The sequence below is a fragment of the Streptococcus sp. 2342 genome (genome assembly GCF_013276795.1).
In the GTDB taxonomy this organism is placed as follows: Bacteria; Bacillota; Bacilli; order Lactobacillales; family Streptococcaceae; genus Streptococcus.
The window spans coordinates 21,466-41,621 of sequence record NZ_VMLR01000005.1; the positions used below are offsets into that span (position 1 = coordinate 21,466).

Below are 20,156 nucleotides of genomic sequence, written 5' to 3' on the forward strand. Positions count from 1 at the left end.
GAGCAAACTAGGAAGCTAGCCGTAGGCAGTACTTGAGTACGGCAAGGCGAAGCTGACGTGGTTTAAATTTGATTTTCGAAGAGTATTAAATTTATCTTGCGATGGATATAGTAAACCTCTTGGTAGCCATAAATAATGATCGGATTCTCCAAATAAATACATTCGCTCAGGAATTTGATAGGTTGGCTGTCGCATAGCCTGCTTTAAATAAAATTCGGGATTAGAAAATGAAGCCATATTTTTCAAGAAAAACAGTGTCTTGGGTGTCACAGACGATTTTTCAAGTTGGATCATATTGGATAAGACGACCTTCAACTCCTTGTCCAATTCTTGCTTGCCTAACTCCTCTTGGATTAACAGTGCCACTTTAGCAGTTGAAACCCTCTGAATTTCTTGTAAATACCTCCATTGGTCTTTATAAGGCTGAAACTGTTCATTCACAAAGACCGTTCGCCCTTGATGATAAGCTTCTCCTTGAAAAGGAAGGGCAATCAAATTGCCAAATCCACCTTTAGGAAGAACATCCTGATTTGGAAACATGCGATCAAAAGAATCAAAGGACAGTTGCATACTTTCCTGCATTGCCAGTTCTAACAGTTTCTTTCCAAACAAGCGAGCCTCTCGACTCGGAATCGCTTCCTCAAAGAAGAACCAAATATGGAGTCCGTGACCCGAACGAGAAATCTCTAAATGGGCTTCCATCTGGCGTTCCCTGGCTATTCTTCGAATGGCTAAACCGGCTTCTTTCCAATCTCTTTCATCCAAATCCAGTACCAAAAAATAACAGCTATCATCTAAGTGCATAGGAAAGATACCGATAGCTGTCTCCCCACGAAAATGAGATTTCAAAACGGAATCCGTCAATGTCTGGAAACTTCGTTTTTCAGGTGGCAACTGCTTCCAACCATAATCATAGGATGGAAAATACTGAATTTTCCCTTGATCATTGATAAAGCTCTTAGCATAAACATCATAACGGCCAGCAAACACGGAGGTAAACAATTGTAATTTTTCTTGCGTCGTCAAGTGACTACTTTGAAGTTGGAACATCTCCTCGAACCGAGAGCGTTCCATAACAAACTGACTCTTGTCTTTAAGACGTTTACACAAGAAAAACTCACTATCCCCATTAAAAGAAGAAAAGACATCAAGTACTTCTACCACAATTCCATCCAAAGACACAAAAACAGCCATAAGAGTCCCCTCCTTGATTCCTATAGGCTGATTATAACAAGAATGTCTGAAATTGTACACGAAAATAAAATCCAAATAGCACTGAAAGTACGAGATAAATAGAGTTTAAACGAGCAATCTATAAAATTAAAAAAACACATATTATCAAGCGAAATCTTTGATGATATGCGTTTTCTTGTAGGAATATTTACTTCATTTTTTTCCTAAAATTCAATGTTTACTCAGTATTAGGATTTTTAAAGATCGAGTTCTAGATACATCTTTTCTGATGACAGATCGTTTTGACCACCGAGCAAGAGATTTTCAAAAAAAGCTGTTAAAAACTCAGGACGTCGCTGTAAAATCTTTGCATTATCTAATACCAAGGCATCACGAAAATACTTGGCATGTTGCTGAAATGGTGTATTATCAATATCAAAACCAAACTCACGAAGATATTGAATCAAAAAGACCGTTACCGTCCGAGTGTTTCCTTCGCGAAATGGATGAATTTGCCAGATTCCTGAAATAAAACGCTGGATTTGTTTAACCATATCCGCCTGGGTTAGTGTCGCATATGCAACTTGTTTTTCCTGATTAAAATCATAATCCAAGGTCATTTGAATCATGGAGTAATCAGAGTACACAACACTTTCACCATTCAAAACAGGTTCATGCTTTGTGATATTGGTCTGACGAAATTGACCTACCGGAATCGAGGGTTCAAATATATCTTGAAATAACTCCTTATGAATAGCAAGTAAAGTCGCAGGACTGAATCTAAAGCCTCTTCTAGACAAGAGTTCTACGATACGCAAAGAAACCAAGTCTGCCTCCTCCGTACTCGCATCAACGGTATGATGATAAGCCGTTGCATCCTCATAAACCTGCTCATAAGTCAGTTCTCCCCGGGACTGTTTCTCAGCCAAAGATTCCATATACTCTGATGGCACTAGATTGTCAACTTTCTGCAGACCAAAACCTATCCGCCATAAATCACGTTTCGCTTCATAAGACAAGTTTGGATTGTCAATGTTGTAAGTTGATTGCATAGAAAGATCCTTTCAATTGTTTTTCTGTGTCATAGGTAAATGGTGAAATGGGCATGGAATTGGCAAAAATTATAAAAAACCATCATTGGCATACACCACTCTGAACTCGTTGGTCTGTTCAAATCCCAACTCAATTCCCCCAACACCTGAGAAGAAGGCTGCAATGTTGTTTGCGTGCGGGTTTGAATTGAAAAAATTTGTTATGTAGTACCCTAATCTAAGGAATTAAAACAATGCCTCTAATTTTTCTTTGATATCCTGGAACATTTTTGGATCTGACTGTAATTTTGAAACAGCTCTTCTCTGCTCCTGAAAAACATCTTCAGAAGTTATGTCTTCTATTCCCAATGCTTCTTTAGTTTTTTTTCTAAAATATTCTTTTCCGTTTTCATCTGTAGAAAAGTCATAATCCTCACTATCTACACTATCGCATAGCTTAGCCAAATAAAGTTCTGGAGTTTGAAAAGGAAGATAGGAGACGTATCTAGACCAATAGTCTATAAATCTTCTTCGCTTTTCAATTAATTCAGTATCATTTCTTTGGCCTTTATTTCCTGAAACTTTGAATTTAATTGAACATCCTGTTAGCTCTCGGATAATTTTATCAAGCTTTCCATTGTCTGCTTCAGGAATTTTATCTGATATAATAACACCATTTTCAAGATAGTTCATTAAATTATTTGATTCACTAACATTAGTGTTTTGATCTCCATCAAGCCAAAAATAATGGTTATCGGAATCTAAATACGAAGAGTTTAAAATATTATTACAAATTATTTGATTTGCTCCACCAGGAATATATCTCACTACTAAATTCTGTTTAAGATTCTCACTACCTGAATGAGTGATAATAAAATCTAGAATATATTTAGCTAGTCTATCTTCAACATAAATCATCTTCCTAGAATGATACACATCACCTAATTCAAAAAATACATCCTGATAATCAATATTTTCAATAACATCTATCTTTTCTCCGTTTTTCACTAAAAGTTTCACAGCTTCTCTAGGAAAATCTTTTATAAGTTGTGTAGAATGTGTAGTGATAATAATTTGATGTTTTTTATTTAAACACTCTTGAAGTAAAAACTCTTTAAATTTATAGATTGCACTCGGATGAAGTGAGATTTCAGGTTCATCTATTAATATTAATGAATTTGATTGCGCATTTACTATATCATTTACTAACAAAATAATTCTAGCTTCACCTGTTCCTGCAAAAGCCTCAGAATATTCTTTTCCAGATTTTTTCATCCAAATGGTTTTGGAAGCTTTTATATCATCACCTTTTGAATACAACTTATGAGTTAAAATTTGAATGTCTGTATAAGATTCATCCATTATTTCACTAATAATTTCACAAACTTTATCATCAACTTTAACATTATCTATAACCATTTCCTTTTTATAACGCGTATAGCTACTTGTATTATTCTTTAAAATATCAGCAACTGGTTTAGATCGTAATCTTATAAAATCTTGTTTACTACGTTGGGTAGAAATTTTTTTAAAATTATAGTGATAGAAAAATAAATCAAAAGCAGAAACATATTCTTTACAATCACAAAAGACAACATTTTTTCAATGCCATCCCATCTGTCTGTCGAAGAACTTCCGATATATTTATTTTTGGGTAATCTTTCCATCCCATATTGTTTTTGAGGAGCATATGGCTCCCAATAATCTAATCCTTTTTTTGTTCCAGAACGGCCTTTAAGAACTTCTACATTTCTAGAAGCTTTAATGTTATAATATGAATAGATTAAACACTGTTTTCCATCCACTTCATCTATTTGATCAACATTTGTACTAAACCAATATTCAGACACACTTTTATTGGCTGGAGAACCATATAAAGCTTGTAAAATTGAAGTTTTATTTACTCCATTTCTACCAACTAATAAAGTAATAGGGAAATTAAAATTTATCCTTGAATTTAATGATAAACTCTTGTAATGAGGAAATCGTATATAATCAATATAAGGATAAAATTGATTTTTATTTTTAGAAAAATTTTTAGTTATTCCTTCTAAACTCTTAATTATCTGATTGTCCATTTGCTATCTCCCTATAAACCGACATAAAATAATTTCCACTAGCTTGAGCTAATTTCACTGGAACTGCATTACCAATTTGTTTAGCTAATTGACCTCTATTTCCAACAAAAATATAGTCATCATCAAAAGACTGTAATCTTGCAGCTTCTCTTGCACTTAAAGCTCTATTTTGAGTTGGGTGCCCAAATCTACCTTTTGAATATGACATACATCCTCCTGTAATAGTAATGGAAGGTTTGTTGATATCTAATATTCCATATACATCACTATGACCTGAACGATTTTTATGACAATTTAATTCTAAAGATTTTGGCAAAGAAGTTCTACTTCCCCCATTATTTCTAATATGAGTAATTCTCTCAATATTTAAATTAGATAGTTTGTTTGCAACATGATTGTAGATACCTTCTCCAATATATTCTTCACCCCCTTCAATAGGAGGCAAGTCCATTATTACACCAGCATTAATCCATGGAAGAAGGTTCAATTCTGGTATATTTGAATGAGTTTTGGAAGGCAAATTCAAAGTTAAATTTGTGTTATCAATAATTTCTTTTCTAATCCCGTGTAACACCAATCTTTTTCTCGATTGAGGAACTCCATAATCAGCTGTATTTAAAATGTTATAAATAACACTATAATTATTATCGATTGATGTCAAAAATTTTTTAAAGATTTTTTCATTTCTTGTTCTAGTCATACCCGCAACATTTTCCATTAATAGAAAATCAGGATTCAATTCATTAATCAAACGAAGAAATTGAAAAACAAGTTGATTCCTCTCGTCATTTTCATCATTAGTACCAATAGTTGAAAAACCTTGACATGGTGGGCATGCCACAAGCATTAGTTTATCGTCTGTATCAACTTTAAGATGCTCTTTTACTTCATCTCCTGATACTAAATTTATATCTTTATCTATTACAGACACCTCAGGATTATTTAATTTATAAGTTTTAACAGCTACGGAATCAATTTCAACAGCAACTTGAACATCTATGCCTGATTTTTTAAGGCCACTTGTAGTGCCACCTGCACCGCTAAATAAATCAATAGCAACAATTTTCCCCATAGTATTCTCCTAAAGTTTCTCCTTTTTATTATAACACTATCAAATGTAAAACCCAACCCGATAGGGTTAGGTTTTTAACATTATTTCACCAACTTCTTCATCTCATCAATACGTGCGACAGTCGCATCGTATTTAGCTTGGTAGTCGGCTTGTTTGTCGCGTTCTTTTTGGACGACTTCTGGTTTGGCGTTGGCTACGAAGCGTTCGTTAGAGAGCTTCTTGCCGACCATGTCCAGTTCTTTTTGCCATTTAGCCAGTTCCTTGTCGAGACGAGCGAGTTCTTCTTCGACATTGAGGAGGTCTGCGAGAGGCAAGTAGATTTCTGCTCCTGTGATGACGCTTGACATAGCCAGTTCAGGCGCAGGGATGGTTGATGCAATTTCCAAATGTTCTGGATTTGTGAATCGTTTGATGTAGTTGACATTGCTGTTAAAGAAGGCTTCCAAGTCGCTATCGCTTGTCTTAACAAGGATGGTGATTGGCTTGCTTGGTGCTACGTTTACTTCCGCACGCGCATTACGAACAGCACGGATCAAGTCTTTGAGGCTTTCGACACCTGTGTGGGCCGCAAGGTCTTCAAAGTCTGGATTAACAGTTGGGTATGCAGCTGTAACGATAGAGCCTTCTGAGATTTGTCCAAAGATTTCCTCTGTCACGAATGGCATGATTGGGTGAAGGAGACGAAGGATCTTGTCCAAAGTGTAAAGGAGAACAGAACGTGTGATAACTTTCTCTTCTTCGTTGTCGCTATAAAGGACTTCCTTGGTCAACTCAACATACCAGTCCGCAAACTCATCCCAGATGAAGTTGTAGAGGATGTGGCCAGCCACACCAAACTCAAACTTATCAAAGTTGGCAGTTGCTTTTCCGATAGTTTCATTGAGGTTGTGGAGAATCCAGCGGTCTGTGACATTCCCAGCTTCCTTATTGACAACTTTTTCAACATTGGCAGTTGCTTGCTCGAGGGTCAAACCTTCATTGTTCATGAGGATGTAGCGAGAGATGTTCCAGATCTTGTTAATGAAGTTCCATGAAGCATCCATTTTCTCATAAGAGAAACGCACGTCTTGTCCTGGCGCAGAACCGTTTGAAAGGAACCATCGAAGGGCATCGGCACCGTATTTCTCGATAACATCCATCGGGTCAATCCCGTTACCGAGAGACTTAGACATCTTGCGTCCTTGCTCGTCACGAATGAGACCATGGATAAGGACGTTTTGGAATGGCTGACGACCAGTGAATTCCAAGGATTGGAAGATCATACGAGACACCCAGAAGAAGATGATGTCGTAACCTGTAACCAAGGTTGAAGTTGGGAAGTAACGTTTGAAGTCTTCTGAGTCTACATCAGGCCAGCCCATGGTTGAGAATGGCCAAAGGGCCGAACTAAACCAAGTATCCAAGACGTCTTCATCTTGTGTCCATCCGTCACCTTCTGGAGCTTCTTCGCCGACATACATTTCACCCTCAGCATTGTACCAAGCAGGGATTTGGTGACCCCACCAGAGCTGACGAGAGATTACCCAGTCGTGGACATTTTCCATCCATTGAAGGAAGGTATCGTTGAAACGAGGTGGGTAAAATTCTACCTTGTCCTCTGTGTCTTGGTTGGCAATAGCATTTTTTGCCAATTGGTCCATCTTAACGAACCATTGAGTAGACAAACGTGGCTCCACCACTACACCTGTACGCTCTGAGTGTCCAACACTGTGGACACGTTTTTCGATTTTAACAAGGGCACCGATTTCTTCCAACTTAGCAACGACTGCCTTACGAGCTTCAAAACGGTCCATGCCTGCAAATTCGAAGGCAAGCTCATTCATAGTTCCGTCGTCGTTCATGACGTTGACTTGTGGCAAGTTGTGACGTTGACCCACCAAGAAGTCGTTTGGATCATGGGCAGGTGTGATTTTTACGACACCAGTACCAAACTCAGGATCTGCATGCTCGTCTCCAACGATTGGAATGAGTTTATTAGCGATTGGGAGGATGACGTTTTTACCAATCAAGTCCTTGTAGCGTGGGTCTTCTGGATTGACCGCAACGGCAACGTCCCCAAACATAGTCTCAGGACGAGTTGTCGCCACTTCAAGGGCGCGTGAGCCGTCTTCCAGTATGTAATTCATGTGGTAGAAGGCACCTTCGACATCCTTGTGGATCACCTCAATATCAGAAAGGGCTGTGCGAGCAGCTGGGTCCCAGTTGATGATAAACTCACCACGATAGATCCAACCTTTCTTGTAAAGGTCCACAAAGACCTTACGAACAGCTTTTGACAAACCTTCGTCAAGAGTGAAACGCTCACGAGAGTAGTCTACAGAGATCCCCATCTTGCCCCATTGTTCCTTGATAGTAGTGGCATATTCGTCTTTCCATTCCCAGACCTTGTCGAGGAATTTTTCACGACCTAGGTCATAACGTGTAATGCCCTCTCCGCGCAAGCGTTCCTCAACCTTAGCTTGAGTCGCAATCCCCGCGTGGTCCATCCCTGGAAGCCAAAGTGTATCAAAGCCTTGCATGCGTTTTTGGCGGATAATGATATCCTGCAAAGTCGTATCCCAAGCGTGACCAAGGTGAAGCTTACCAGTTACATTTGGTGGTGGAATCACGATTGAATAAGGCTTAGCCTTTTGATCGCCTGAAGGCTTGAAAACATCGGCATCAAGCCATTTTTGGTAACGACCAGCCTCAACCTCGGCTGGATTGTATTTAGGTGAAAGTTCTTTAGACATGTGTTTGTCCTTTCTCTATTTTGTTCATTTTATTTTGAATTTGCTTAGCAGCTTCTTCTGCAGACAGATTCGTATTATTTATTTTAAGGTAGTGGTGCAACTCATTTGGTTGATGTTGGGAATTTAATTGAAGTGTTTCAGTAGTCTCCAAAATTTCTCTTTCAGATACCTCAATATGTCGTTTTAAGGGTTTGTGCTTCAACCGGTTCTCCGTTCGATTTCGACGTAAACGCTCTTCAAGACTTGTTTCCAACTCAACAAACAGAATCTCTTGATGAAAGTTATCCAATAAATCCTGAATTTGCTTTAAATACATCAGCTGGTACTGATTTGAAAAATCAATTACGTCAGTTAAAATTACTGATCGCTGATTTCTTGCACTTGCTCCAAGGAAAGAAAAGGTGATTCCACGAACAAATTCCCACATTTCCTCTGTAAAGTCCTGATAGATTTCTAATGCAAAATCGATGGCTTGATGGTTATAAAAGAGGGTAGCATCTGTCAGTCGAGATAACTCTTGACCAATCGTCATTTTCCCAGAAGCCGGAGCCCCAATGATGAAAATGTGCATCAAACTACCTCCCACTCACTCCTCAGCAAGCCATATCTCAAATCATCACAGCGATTGCCTTGGGCATCTTTACGGTCTCGGATGCGAGCTTCGAGGGTAAATCCAAGTTTTTCTGCGACACGTTGACTTTGGACATTATAACCAAAGCAAGACAATTCAATCTTGTGTAGGTTCAATTCTTTAAAAGCTAGGTTAATCAAGGCACTCGCTGCTTCGGGCACATAGCCTCGACCCCAATAATCGGGGTGCAAGGTATAGCCAATTTCCAGTACATCATCTTCATGACGATGGTTGAAATCAACAGAGCCGATAACTTTATCAGTCCCTTTGACAACAATTCCATAGCCTGCTGGGAGATTATCCTTTTCATTGCGCTTAGGAAGGATATGCTCTAGATAATAAATCTCATCTTCCAAGGTCTTGACGGGCGGAAAGCCTGCAGGGTAGGAGACTTCTGGCAAACTGGCGTAGGCATGAATATCCTCGGCATCCGCCACTGTACGGACTCGTAAAACAAGACGTTCTGTTTCCAAGCGTTCATCATCCAAAACAAAACCTTTGATGATAAATTCTTTCAAAGTCTTGGTTGCCCAAATTCTAAATTGAGTAGCCTTACTGGAATTTACTCGATAACCAACTGAAATGATAGCATCCAGATTGTAATATTCAAGTTCATGCCGGACAGCTCTATTTCCCTCTTGTTGAACCTGTGCAAATTTTGCACAAGTTGACACCTTATCTAACTCACCACTATCATAAATGTTTTTCAAGTGCTTTGTAATGACACTTCGTTCAACTCCAAAGAGCTCTGCAAGACCTTTTTGAGTCAACCAAAGATTTTCATCTTGTAAAAGGATATCTAGCTGAACATGGCCATTGGGTGTGGTATACAGGATGAAATTAGAAATTTCATTCAAGACAATTCACCTCCCCCCTTCAGTAAACAATTACTTCTCGTTTTTAAACTTTATGCCGTTTTCCTTCAACTTCTTAACGGTTACGGGACCAATTCCCTTCAAAGCGAGAACTTCTTTTTCAGTCCATTTTTTGAAATCTGAAGATGTACGAATCCCATTTTCAACAAAGATGTGAACAAGATCCATCCGAATTCCCTTCATTTTTTCCTCATTCATAAAGGAGTGCCAATCGGATACCTCGGATAAACTTCTTATCATACTGGAATGAGCCGAAAATACTGGTTTACGGCGGAACTTTTCGGCCTCGTTTGTTAAAAATTTCGTTAAAATAATATTTTCTAGTAAATAATCAAACAGAGGATACAAACTAGCTTGTAACGATTCAACTGAATTTGGACAATAGCATTCTTGGTCTTCTATATCTATAACCTTGAATTGCCAATCTTCCTCTATAAAGAATTCAACAGCTTCATCATTGATTTCCACTAATTTTGCAAATAGCTGACTTGCTTCCTCAATTTTTCCTTGAGAAAAAGCAGAGATGATGGCATGAATAAGAATGGTATCATCCCGTTTCCCTTTATTTAATTCTTCACGATAGAAACGTTCAACCTTTAGTTCCTGACCAGTAATATGATACAAGGAAAGCATACAGAAGACAAAATTAGGAGGAAAACGTTCAGGTCGCTTACTCAAATATAGGTCAATCAATTCTATAGCCTTAGAATTGAAGTTCTCCATCATATAATACTCAATCAGAAACATCAGAGCAGACAGGATAGGGCGTGCTTCAAAATAATTCCAACTATTGTATCCATTCACTTTCCATTTTTCTAAAACTAGAATTTCAAAATCCAATACTTTTTTAAAAGTCGACAAATCAAAATCTTCAACTTCTGATAATAATAAATGAAAATCAGCCGCAAAATAATCTGGATTTATTTTTAAAACTTGCTTTAACAATTTATTTCGCTTCTGTGTATTCGGAGTATGCATAGCTTCTCTAAATAAAGCATGATCCTGATTCCAATCAAAAGTCCTATTTTTCAGTTGGTAATTGATTAGCTGAACATCTGGATACTCTCCGTGTTCATCAGCATATTGCATCACTGCTGTATGTAGTTCATCGAAATTTTGAATGGTCCGACGTTCTACAAAAGTTGGATTTTTGGCCATAATTTCTGTCCAGGTAGCCTCTTCTTCAGAAATAACTTTGATATCCAACTTTTGCTGGCGTTTTAATTCTTTTTTTCTATTTTTCTTTTTAGCCATCTATTTTCTCCTCTAATTCATCCTTCAATAGATTCGACTCAACTGACTTAGAAATCCTTACAGTCTCAGATACAGGCTTTATTGGAGAATTCCAGTTTCTCTGTAGCTTGTTTACTTTGAAGGTTGTACCCCAAGCCTGACCAAGGTAGAGTTTTTCCAGTTACATTTGGTGGTCGGAATCACGAACGAAAAAGATTGAGACTTTTGAACTCCTTGAGTCTTGAGAACGTCTTCATGAAGTTGTTTTGTTAACGACCAACCTAAACATAGGATGGAGTGTATTTAGGTGAAAGTTATTTAGACATTATTTTTTCTCCTTTTATGAATATTTCTTTTATATCTACGATTTATTAATATACTGTGCATATTGTCACGATACACATAATATCCATTACAGGTGTTTAAATAGAAATATTGTAATAACCAAATTATAATCTTCCCAATAACTAATGATAATATGAAACAAACGAAAATAATTATAGTTGAGGCAAATAATTCAGACATCCAATCAGCTTCGGGAGTTATAAATTCGACCAATTTCTTCTTAATCTTTAAACCCCAAATAATTTCGGTTAACTTTGGAATAATACTCAACATTAATAGAGTAAGAAAACCATATAGTTGAGTTCGATATAGGTGTCTATCCATTTTCTCAGTTCTTATTGGTTTTTTCTTATGTTTTTTTGTATCGAATTGAGAATTTATTTCTCCAATTAGACTAGGAATTAAAATTGGCAAAAACCATGTTAAAGCATTTATTAATTCATTTTCAACTTGATTAAATACTGCTAACAGTAATATACAGATTGAACCAATTAACCATGATGCTATTACTTCTTTGGTATCTTTTGCACCATGTCTAATTAGATTATAAATCATCCACCAGCATATTAAATAAAGTGCAATAAGTGAACTGAACATAAGAATGTCAGTTATTAAATCAGAATGAAAATCAATAACATTAGAAATAAAGTAATAAATATAGATATAATACCATAAAAACGAAATAATAAGCATCGTGGCATATACATTCCACAGTGTCTTTCCCTTTACGATATCTATTTTATTAACTTTTTGAAATATCTTGATTGATCCTACAGTTTTTATAACAGATAATACAAATGGTATTATTAAAACTATTACAATGCTAAACCAGTAATCCAATTGATTTTCATGTATACTATAATTATTTGAAAAATATTTATATAATTTTATTAAGGTTGATTCAACTAGATTTTTATTATAGAGAAAGTATATCAACATTCCACAAAATATTCCATCAAAAGTATTTATAAAAGCCAAGGACTCCATACTTTTAGAAAGAAAATCTTTTAACTTATTAAACTGACTTGTATAGTTAAAAACATATATCAGTAGCGATGTAAATTGGAAAAATATTAAAAATCTAAAATCATTAATAAAAAAAAGAATTAAGGACAAAAGAGAAATAATCCAATAAGAAACAACATATTTTTTATATAAAAATTTTTTAGCTAGTAATTTAAATGAAAAACTTAACGAGAATAAAAAAATAATTATTTCTAGAATAGACAATGCAGTGCTCTTGCTGAAAATCAAACTTAATAAAAAGAGGGATAGTGATAAACCTAAAGCGGAGGCAATTGATATCAAAGGTAAATAGGCAAATGTCCTCAAAAGTATTCCCCGAATTTTGGGAAAAATACCCCATAATCTATTATTAGGTTTAAAATAACAAATCAACTTCATTTATTCTCTCTCATCTAATGGTTGTTTTATGTCCCCCACTCACTACTCAGCAAGCCATATATCAGACTGTCACAACGGTTCCCTTGGGCATCTTTGCGGTCTCGGATGCGAGCTTCCAGAGTAAAGACAAGTTTCTCTGCGACTCGTTGACTTTGGGTATTGTAACCAAAGCAAGAGAGTTCAATCTTGTGAAGACCCAAATCTTTAAAAGCTAAGTCAATCAAGGCTCGCGCTGCTTCTGGCACATAACCACGACCCCAATAGTCTGGGTGCAGGGTATAGCCAAGCTCTAGCACATCGTCCCCATGGCGATGGTTGAAATCAACAGAACCAATGACTTTATCGGTTCCTTTGACGACAATCCCATAGCCTGCTGGGAGGTTTTCCTTTTGATTGCGTTCGGGAAGGATATGCTCTAGATAGTAAACCTCATCTTCCAAGGTTTTGACTGGAGGAAAGCCTGCTGGATAGGCGACCTCTGGGAGACTAGCGTAGGTATGGATATCCTCAGCATCTGCCACTGTACGAACTCGTAGGACGAGTCGTTCGGTTTCTAATCGTTCTGGTAATTCAGTTCTTGCCATCCTTCTTCCTCGCTTTCTTGATAAAGCTTCCCATGGGATTGACTCGGCTATCTAGATAACGATAAACACGCTGATGGCCGTCCCCCATAAAGTAAGTCGGCGCAAAACGGTCATTTTTAAAATGTCCCTTTTCATCCAAGAGTTCAGGATTAGCCAGTCGGTCAAGAATCTTAGCAAAAATGTGGCAAATACCATCTTCCTCAATAATCCGATCTACCTGACAGTCCAATACGACTGAACAGGCCTCTAAAATCGGTGCCTGAGTCCGTTCAGAAATCTCGTAGTCTAGCCCCAGGTGTTTCAATTTCTCCCGATGACTGATAAAACCAGCCTGCTCCATCTCGAGCATGAGATTTTCATCAGGAATATTCACAGTAAACTTCTGGTAATGCTTGATTTGCTCAGCCGCATTTTCCTCAGCTCCGACACCAATGACTAGCCAATCTCCCAAGCTATAAGAGGAGCTACAGGTCGTAATATTGTGTCCAAAATTCTGATCCTGATATCCCAAAATGAAGATAGGAAAGCCATAGTAGAGTTTACTTGTTTTAAAAGATTGCTTCATAACAACCTCCTTTGACTAAGACGCAAAAGAAAAGCCCTGCCATCTACATGACAGGGACGAATGTATTTATCCGCGGTACCACCCAATTTCGGGCAGTTGCCCGCAACTCTCGTCTTTAAAACAAAAAGACACTTTTATTTCAATTTTTCATCCATTAGCAACTAGTTTTGACACATTTGTGGACTTCTCAGCACCGCCACTTTCTGTAAAATGTGGGATTCAAAACACCTCTAATGGCTCTATTGTAGCAAGATTTTGATGGAAATGCAAGGCACAAGAAAGATTACTTGAACTTGATGCCATTTTCCTTCAATTTCTTGATGGTAGCTGGGCCGATTCCTTTCAAGGCAAGGAGTTCTTTTTCAGTCCAGTTTTTAAAATCTGACGCAGACTTGATGCCTTCATCATAGAAAGTCTTAGCACGATCAAGTGGGAGTCCACCCAAGTTTGCTGCAAAATCTTCTACAGAATTGGCTACTTTTTGAGCTTGCTCTTTGGTAGCTTCTACTGCTTGTTCAACTTTTTTAGAAACAGCCTTACCAGCTTGGCTTGCTGACTGTTCTGCACGTTTTACGACTTTTTTTGTCTCTTCTACAACCTTAGTCACAGTACTTGAAAAAGCACCTGCACGACGGAGGCTATTTCGTAATTGTTTTTTACGATTGAGTTTCTTTGACATGATAAAATCCTTTCAATAAAAAATCCCTGCTCTGACAAGGATTTAATATAAATATTCTATCAAGATTTTAGTAAAAAATCAAGAATCTATCTCGTTTAATAATTTCGCTCACCAAACAATCCATCTGGCAAATCATGGAATCCCTTGCCTGCTTTGAAGTTTTCAAACTTACCGAGCAAGAACTGATAAGCATCCAAGCGGCTTTCGTAGCGAATCATGGCATCTTTGGCACGCTCGTCTTGGTCTTCTTCGTAGACTTTTTGGCTTTCCTTGTGCGCCATGTCGTTGATCATGATTTGGGTATTGACCCAAGCTTCAAATTCCTTCATAAACTCTTGTTCGTAACTCATTTTTTCTCCTTATTCTAATCCACGAAAATAGTCTGTGTCAATCTCACGGTAGGGTTGAATATCCTGAACGTATTCCAGCACACCTTGGAATTCTCCCTCTTCATCGTGCACTGCTGCGTAGGTGATGTGGACAAATTTGCATCGTGACTCAGACTTGAACCACATTTCATACTTGTCTTTGCTTCCCTCACGAAGACCCTTCATGATAGTCTTGACCTTGTCCAAATACTTAGGCGGATGGCAGAGTTCGACATTGCGCCCAACTTGGGACGGGGTCCGTTTGAAAATCATCTCATCAGCTGGCGTATTGTCATTGTAATACTGGAAAATATCGTCTTTATTGACAAAGGTAATTTCCATGGGGAGGTGATTGAGGATGAGGTTGGCCTGCTCGACCGAGAGATAGCCATTGCCAAAAGCCTGTTGACTATGGCGGTCCAGCACTGCTTCCTTTTCCTTAGGGGTAAAGGTAATGGTCAACTGCCCTTCTGGCGTATCGATAACTTGTTGAACTTGACCCTCTGCCGTATCTAGCTGTACAGGCTCCTCTTCACTCTTTTCCTCAACAAAAATCTGGCGTTCTGGCACCCATTTCTCAGACGGACGGATAATAGCATAGCCATAGGCGTCGCTCTCCTCTGCAATCTGAAGCCAATCATCCTGAGTAAAGGATTCAAGGAGAATCATAAGAAGGATGGACTCTTCCTTGAAAATCATACTTTCAAACTCTGTCGCAAAGGCTTCAAAATCTTCCTTTACGGTGCTAATCGGCACTTCTGGTAGTGACTTGGCTGTCGCTAAAGCTGTTTGAAAGAGTTCCCTAATCTGGTCATCCACTCCCCACATAACTTTAGGAGGTGAATCGTGACCATAGCGCTCCATGATGGGGAAAAAGAGCTCTTCCTTGCGCTGGTAGTGGATGTCAAATTGACCTACAAGTCCCATCTGACGCACCAAGCCCTTGCGCATCTCCGCCAGCATTTCCTCGTCTTCCATAGATTCATAAGTATCTAACAATCTACGAATGCGAATCAAGGCCGCACGGAGGGCCAGATTTTCTTCCTTAAATACCCGAACTGGGTGACCTGGATGCTCGGTATCCTCTACTTCGACACCTTTAATAGCATTTTTAAAAAGATTAGCATGGACATCACAGAGTTCCATGACATCTTCAAATGTGACGCCCGAGTCCGAGTTCATCAGCTCGTGCTCCATGAGGGAAATCTCTATGGCTGAGACACCCGCAAAGGTCGCATCAAAACGCTCCTGAACCGACTCAGGAGAGACACCATTGTGCAATTCTAACAAAATATCCCGCAGGACATGAATCCGTTCATCTGCCATTAGTCTAATCCAATCACTTCGTAGCCGTTTGCTTCCAGCGTGCGGACAATCTGGTCCATAGGAGTTCCTTCCAGCTTAGACCCCTGCTTAAGCGATACTTTGCGACCAACTGTATTGCGCATTAAGGGATTGGCAAGGGGTTTAAAACCCAGCTCCACTAGAATTTCCAAGACTTCTGGATGCTTGTCCACCACTTCTGCAACGGGAATTGACACATCGATGATATTGTCCATGACGACCTCCATTGTATGTTCTAAAATGATTTTACTGCTTATATTATACCATATGGAAAGAGATTAAAAAACTAGCAGTGTAGTTCCTGCTAGTTCTCTGCAACTTGGATTACCATCTAGATAAGTTTAAAGAGCCAATCCAATATCTTAAATACTATCTTGTAAAACAATAATTGGACTGCAAAAGAGATGATCATCCAAAAGAATTTCAAAATCCCAATAATCGGTTTAATAAAAAGAATGGCAAGAATTGCCCAGAAAAATTTCATTCTTTCTCCTCTGGCTTAATGAGCCACCGAGCCGTATCCATTAACTTATCTGCAATAAAAAGTTTACCTAGACCGACAACGACATGGTCATCTTTCTTTATCGTTCTCATTACTTTCACACCTTGCACGGTCAAAAAGTAATTCCCATAAGTTTTAGCTAGAATTTTTATGAGTCCCATATTACTCTCCTTCGAGGATTTCAGCCTCTTTTCGGATTGTTTCAACATCTTCTTGATATTGAACTTCACTATAGTTGACTAGCTTGGATAATTCTTTCTGCAAGCTTTCCCCCATTGGTTTCATAGTTGCAAAGGTTAAACCACCTGAAATGATACCTCCCAAGATAGGTATGAATTTCCCCATTCCTTTGGCCAGCCCTCCCTTGGTCAGATTCACACCAAATATTTTTAAGACTTTTTTCAAAATAGGGTACCAAAGCGTTTTTGTTAAAGCTTTATTAGGCACTGTTTTCATTACCTGTTTGGCAATTGTTATACCACCAGCACGTAGCAAAGCAGCGGTTCCATTCACCCCCAACATGACGCCTAGATAAAGCAAGAGGGTATTTTGAGCATCTTCACTCAACTCCTCGCGTGAAGCCCAAAGATCCTCATAACCATAAATATAACCTAATTCTTGAGCCAATTTCAGAGAGAAACCATAAAATTGAGCCACATCAGCTGGAATAGTAATCGCCATAGCAATCCCTCCAGGTAATCCTGCCAAAACAGAAGTTCCACTCGCCAATAAAACATTATCCCTAATACAGGCATTAGCCACTCGATCTAAGATTTCTTGAGATAAGAGAGACGTTGGACCTTGTTCTAATAAGGTAGGGATGTCCTGTGGATCCAATTCTTTGGAAAACTTATCTACTAAAAATTTCGAACGATCAACCTTAACAACTGGTAGTTTTACCACTTGTTGTAATACTTGCATAGCTAACTCTTGTTCAGCCATATACAAACTCCTTTTACTTCTGTAAGTTATATTCTACGATAGCATACTCTTTTAAAGTATGTTTCAAATTCCCCTCAAAAATTTTCAAAAAATCCTTAGCAACTTATTTGTTAAAGATTTTTAATAGTCTTTGTAGAGGCAGCTCGAATATTCAACTTCTACCTTTACAACATGATATTCTATCTGTGAACGATAGTCTATTATTGTTTCACCTAAAATGTTCCTTGAATACACACTAACTATGAACTTTCGAGCTTCATCTTATAAATCCATAATTTCTTTTTTCTTTCGATCAAATTCTTCCTGGGATAGTATCCCTGCATCTAAAAGAGATTTTAGTTTTGTAAGGGCTTCGATTTGCTCATCTAATGATAGACTTGGTTTCATGGCTTTTTCATCTAAACCTTGTGCCATATTCATACCAAAAATCATCCCTGCACTATCACCTAGACCATGTTGCTCCACTCCTGATGAAATTTTTTGTTGTGCTGCAATATTAGAAGATTTCTGCGATACATCATCATAAGCTTTTAAATTCATCTTATTTGATGAAAATTGTTTAACCAATTCCTTAGATTCTGGTGAGAACTCAATATTAGCAATGGCAACTTTTACAATCTCAAATCCAAAACGTTCTTTCCAAGTCCCTGCATACTGTCCATCATTTGATACTTGGGTTGCAAGAACTGAAGCTTGTGAGGGTAATTGTGAAATACGATAAGTTGTTGACAAAGAATTAAGTGCAACAATAAAAGATTGAAGAAATTCTGTTACTATTTGTGATCTAGCTTGAGCGCTATCAAAGGTATAATAAGTCACATTGGCAGGAAGAAAGTTTCTGATAAATTGCTTAGCATCTGTAATTTGGATAGAAAATGTTCCAAAAGCACGTACTTCTAAATCTGTCCCATAAAACAAATCATTATACATGACTGGACCGCGAGTCCCAAATTTAATATCACGAATTTCTCTCAAATTAACAAAACAAATCTGTTTTTGCTGATCACTTTGACCCCCGAATCCAACACGATTAACAACATTGTCAAACAGTGACTTTTTCAATCCATCACCGTTAAAAACACTGCTCTCACCATTTTGGTATTCATATCCACCTGGTTCTGTAATAATTTCCTCGATACCAGACTGACTAAAGATAAAGGCAGCAGTATTTTCTGGAATAAAAATCTTGGATCCGTTGGAAATAACACCGACAGATCCCTTCGTATTGACACCCCTACCATTATTATTTTCTTGAATAATACCTGGACTTACAGCTGTATGTTCATCAAAAGCTTGAACTGTGATAATTTCTTTCCACTGATCTGCAAATGTCCCACCAATAGAATCTGTGATGGCTTTTATCAACCCCATTTAATTGCCCCCTTATAAACTCTGCTCCATATCACAATAGGCACATCTAACTGTTTGCTTCACTTGACCTGACAAAGGTGCTCCACAAAAGCTACACTTGGTTGAAATCTTTTCTGGCTCTGCACCCTTAATCCCAAGCCCTGCTTTAAAAGTGTCAAATGTATCCTTAAATGTTTCTGCTAAAACATCTGCTCCAAACAAGCTACTATCTCTCAAGGTTTCAAAATTACTTGTATCACCTGAAATCAATTTAATAATGTTTCTAGCCCACTTGTCAGTATCCTTAGTATTATTAAATGCAAAGATAGCTTGTCCGCCATTATAATAAATTTCCAGCCGTTTCACACCATTGGTTTTGGTTACTGAAACTTGAGGTTTCCCTTCAAAAATTTTAATCTGGTTAATGGGTATGGTAACTTGGTCTTTTTTTCCTCCCCACAAACCTTTTTTGATATATATTAAGTGTAGATTCGTTAAAATTAATTCATCTGTAGACAAACCATTTTTCCCAAAACTCACATGGTCACTATTCATAACCATGTATTCATGTGGCAATAATTGATAATCCATATTGAACTCCACTCTTCCTATTAAAGACTAGCTTTCCACTGCTCCACTTGTTCATGTAGATTATCACGATAATCTTTTAAAATCTTAATCACTTCTTCTTTCCCTTGAATCGGTGCTTTCTTTAGTGGACCATATTGTTTTTTCAAATCTTCCATCTCTTTTTTAGTGCTATCTTTTAGTTCTTGGATAGCAGCACTATCTTCTAAAACAGTCCCTTTAAAGGCTTCATCTGCTTCTGTATAGTAATTATCGATTATTTTCTCATTCATAATCAAGTAATCTTCATAGGTTTTTATAGACTCAATTGTCGTATCGCTAACATCTTGTGGGTTAAAATCGCTTGAACTGAGTTTTTCTTTTGCTTTAGCAAACAACCCTTTCTTCTCAGAACTACTAGATGAAGCTTCTGTTTGATTCTCACTAGAAGAGCTACTTGTTTTTTCAGAAAGAGAACTACAAGCAACTAGAGTAGAAACGGAAAGACATAGCAAAGCTAAACGACAAACTTTTTTTATGTTATTCATTGATAGAATCTCCTTTTATTTATGAAATCATCATATCATATTTCCTAAAAAAAAAAGCATTTTCTGATTAGATAACATTAAAAAATACAGAATCCCTTTTTTAAAAGAATATTTTTCCATTTCAAATTCCACC

Annotated in this window: 19 protein-coding genes and 3 pseudogenes; all 22 read right to left on the bottom strand. The window is 37.7% G+C overall.

The window, feature by feature from the left end:
• Positions 1–15: 15 nt before the first annotated feature.
• The 22 genes and pseudogenes from HT689_RS06665 to HT689_RS06770 all read right to left on the bottom strand — a co-directional run bounded on the left by HT689_RS06665 (position 16) and on the right by HT689_RS06770 (position 20,023).
• Positions 16–1,194 (bottom strand): DNA primase, encoded by a 1,179-nt coding sequence (locus HT689_RS06665; protein ID WP_240148089.1) that lies wholly within the window; start codon positions 1,192–1,194, stop codon positions 16–18.
• Between the two features lie 236 nt (positions 1,195–1,430).
• Complete coding sequence (locus tag HT689_RS06670; protein ID WP_173226147.1) at positions 1,431–2,225, bottom strand: Fic/DOC family protein; 795 nt, start codon at positions 2,223–2,225, stop codon at positions 1,431–1,433.
• Between the two features lie 81 nt (positions 2,226–2,306).
• Positions 2,307–2,429 (bottom strand): annotated as a pseudogene (locus HT689_RS06675) (DNA (cytosine-5-)-methyltransferase); the annotation flags it as partial.
• 249 nt (positions 2,430–2,678) lie between these two features.
• A pseudogene (locus HT689_RS06680) lies at positions 2,679–4,054 on the bottom strand (AAA family ATPase); the annotation flags it as partial.
• 67 nt (positions 4,055–4,121) lie between these two features.
• Positions 4,122–4,282: pseudogene (locus tag HT689_RS09960) on the bottom strand (hypothetical protein); the annotation flags it as partial.
• The gene (locus HT689_RS06685; protein WP_173226145.1) at positions 4,263–5,354 is read right to left on the bottom strand and encodes a DNA cytosine methyltransferase; all 1,092 of its coding nucleotides are present in this window, start codon (positions 5,352–5,354) and stop codon (positions 4,263–4,265) included. The gene HT689_RS06685 and the pseudogene HT689_RS09960, both read right to left, overlap by 20 nt.
• Before the next feature lie 80 nt (positions 5,355–5,434).
• Entirely contained in the window at positions 5,435–8,086 is a 2,652-nt protein-coding gene (locus tag HT689_RS06690) for a valine--tRNA ligase (protein ID WP_173226143.1), read from the bottom strand.
• Positions 8,079–8,657, bottom strand: coding sequence for an AAA family ATPase (locus tag HT689_RS06695; RefSeq protein ID WP_173226141.1), 579 nt, complete (start codon positions 8,655–8,657; stop codon positions 8,079–8,081). The genes HT689_RS06690 and HT689_RS06695 overlap by 8 nt, the downstream gene beginning before the upstream one ends.
• Positions 8,657–9,391, bottom strand: a complete 735-nt coding sequence (locus tag HT689_RS09775) for a GNAT family N-acetyltransferase (protein WP_345789535.1) — start codon at positions 9,389–9,391, stop codon at positions 8,657–8,659. Before HT689_RS09775 ends, HT689_RS06695 begins: the two co-directional genes overlap by 1 nt.
• Positions 9,392–9,604: 213 nt before the next feature.
• A complete protein-coding gene (locus HT689_RS06710) occupies positions 9,605–10,846 on the bottom strand; it encodes a hypothetical protein (protein ID WP_173251398.1) in 1,242 nt (413 codons plus the stop codon).
• Between the two features lie 297 nt (positions 10,847–11,143).
• A complete protein-coding gene (locus HT689_RS06715) occupies positions 11,144–12,574 on the bottom strand; it encodes a beta-carotene 15,15'-monooxygenase (RefSeq protein ID WP_240148091.1) in 1,431 nt (476 codons plus the stop codon).
• 26 nt (positions 12,575–12,600) lie between these two features.
• The gene (locus tag HT689_RS06720) at positions 12,601–13,158 is read right to left on the bottom strand and encodes a GNAT family protein (RefSeq protein WP_173226135.1); all 558 of its coding nucleotides are present in this window, start codon (positions 13,156–13,158) and stop codon (positions 12,601–12,603) included.
• The gene (locus HT689_RS06725; RefSeq protein ID WP_173226133.1) at positions 13,145–13,723 is read right to left on the bottom strand and encodes a flavin reductase family protein; all 579 of its coding nucleotides are present in this window, start codon (positions 13,721–13,723) and stop codon (positions 13,145–13,147) included. Before HT689_RS06725 ends, HT689_RS06720 begins: the two co-directional genes overlap by 14 nt.
• 283 nt (positions 13,724–14,006) lie before the next feature.
• A complete protein-coding gene (locus HT689_RS06730; protein WP_000038635.1) occupies positions 14,007–14,402 on the bottom strand; it encodes a helix-hairpin-helix domain-containing protein in 396 nt (131 codons plus the stop codon).
• A 95-nt stretch (positions 14,403–14,497) separates the two neighbouring features.
• Positions 14,498–14,752 (bottom strand): DUF1912 family protein, encoded by a 255-nt coding sequence (locus HT689_RS06735; protein WP_000119706.1) that lies wholly within the window; start codon positions 14,750–14,752, stop codon positions 14,498–14,500.
• Between the two features lie 9 nt (positions 14,753–14,761).
• Entirely contained in the window at positions 14,762–16,096 is a 1,335-nt protein-coding gene (locus tag HT689_RS06740) for a DUF438 domain-containing protein (protein ID WP_173280885.1), read from the bottom strand.
• Positions 16,096–16,329, bottom strand: a complete 234-nt coding sequence (locus tag HT689_RS06745; RefSeq protein ID WP_173226129.1) for a DUF1858 domain-containing protein — start codon at positions 16,327–16,329, stop codon at positions 16,096–16,098. The genes HT689_RS06740 and HT689_RS06745 overlap by 1 nt, the downstream gene beginning before the upstream one ends.
• Before the next feature lie 265 nt (positions 16,330–16,594).
• Entirely contained in the window at positions 16,595–16,777 is a 183-nt protein-coding gene (locus tag HT689_RS06750) for a hypothetical protein (RefSeq protein ID WP_173226127.1), read from the bottom strand.
• 1 nt (position 16,778) lies between these two features.
• Positions 16,779–17,558 carry a hypothetical protein gene (locus HT689_RS06755; RefSeq protein WP_173226125.1) on the bottom strand — a complete coding sequence of 260 codons (780 nt, stop codon included), beginning with the start codon at positions 17,556–17,558 and terminating at the stop codon, positions 16,779–16,781.
• A gap of 261 nt (positions 17,559–17,819) precedes the next feature.
• Positions 17,820–18,929 carry an SPFH domain-containing protein gene (locus tag HT689_RS06760; RefSeq protein WP_173226123.1) on the bottom strand — a complete coding sequence of 370 codons (1,110 nt, stop codon included), beginning with the start codon at positions 18,927–18,929 and terminating at the stop codon, positions 17,820–17,822.
• Positions 18,930–18,941: 12 nt separating this feature from the next.
• Positions 18,942–19,499, bottom strand: coding sequence for a hypothetical protein (locus tag HT689_RS06765; protein ID WP_173226121.1), 558 nt, complete (start codon positions 19,497–19,499; stop codon positions 18,942–18,944).
• A gap of 20 nt (positions 19,500–19,519) precedes the next feature.
• A complete protein-coding gene (locus tag HT689_RS06770) occupies positions 19,520–20,023 on the bottom strand; it encodes a hypothetical protein (protein WP_173251402.1) in 504 nt (167 codons plus the stop codon).
• Between the last annotated feature and the right edge of the window lie 133 nt (positions 20,024–20,156).

Bases quoted from the DNA above. Each gene is read 5' to 3' on its own strand.
- HT689_RS06665 (WP_240148089.1), bottom strand. From the start codon at position 1,194: ATGGCTGTTTTTGTGTCTTTGGATGGAATTGTGGTAGAAGTACTTGAT.
- HT689_RS06670 (WP_173226147.1), bottom strand. From the start codon at position 2,225: ATGCAATCAACTTACAACATTGACAATCCAAACTTGTCTTATGAAGCG.
- HT689_RS06685 (WP_173226145.1), bottom strand. From the start codon at position 5,354: ATGGGGAAAATTGTTGCTATTGATTTATTTAGCGGTGCAGGTGGCACT.
- HT689_RS06690 (WP_173226143.1), bottom strand. From the start codon at position 8,086: ATGTCTAAAGAACTTTCACCTAAATACAATCCAGCCGAGGTTGAGGCT.
- HT689_RS06695 (WP_173226141.1), bottom strand. From the start codon at position 8,657: ATGCACATTTTCATCATTGGGGCTCCGGCTTCTGGGAAAATGACGATT.
- HT689_RS06710 (WP_173251398.1), bottom strand. From the start codon at position 10,846: ATGGCTAAAAAGAAAAATAGAAAAAAAGAATTAAAACGCCAGCAAAAG.
- HT689_RS06715 (WP_240148091.1), bottom strand. From the start codon at position 12,574: ATGAAGTTGATTTGTTATTTTAAACCTAATAATAGATTATGGGGTATT.
- HT689_RS06720 (WP_173226135.1), bottom strand. From the start codon at position 13,158: ATGGCAAGAACTGAATTACCAGAACGATTAGAAACCGAACGACTCGTC.
- HT689_RS06725 (WP_173226133.1), bottom strand. From the start codon at position 13,723: ATGAAGCAATCTTTTAAAACAAGTAAACTCTACTATGGCTTTCCTATC.
- HT689_RS06730 (WP_000038635.1), bottom strand. From the start codon at position 14,402: ATGTCAAAGAAACTCAATCGTAAAAAACAATTACGAAATAGCCTCCGT.
- HT689_RS06735 (WP_000119706.1), bottom strand. From the start codon at position 14,752: ATGAGTTACGAACAAGAGTTTATGAAGGAATTTGAAGCTTGGGTCAAT.
- HT689_RS06740 (WP_173280885.1), bottom strand. From the start codon at position 16,096: ATGGCAGATGAACGGATTCATGTCCTGCGGGATATTTTGTTAGAATTG.
- HT689_RS06745 (WP_173226129.1), bottom strand. From the start codon at position 16,329: ATGGACAATATCATCGATGTGTCAATTCCCGTTGCAGAAGTGGTGGAC.
- HT689_RS06750 (WP_173226127.1), bottom strand. From the start codon at position 16,777: ATGGGACTCATAAAAATTCTAGCTAAAACTTATGGGAATTACTTTTTG.
- HT689_RS06755 (WP_173226125.1), bottom strand. From the start codon at position 17,558: ATGGCTGAACAAGAGTTAGCTATGCAAGTATTACAACAAGTGGTAAAA.
- HT689_RS06760 (WP_173226123.1), bottom strand. From the start codon at position 18,929: ATGGGGTTGATAAAAGCCATCACAGATTCTATTGGTGGGACATTTGCA.
- HT689_RS06765 (WP_173226121.1), bottom strand. From the start codon at position 19,499: ATGGATTATCAATTATTGCCACATGAATACATGGTTATGAATAGTGAC.
- HT689_RS06770 (WP_173251402.1), bottom strand. From the start codon at position 20,023: ATGAATAACATAAAAAAAGTTTGTCGTTTAGCTTTGCTATGTCTTTCC.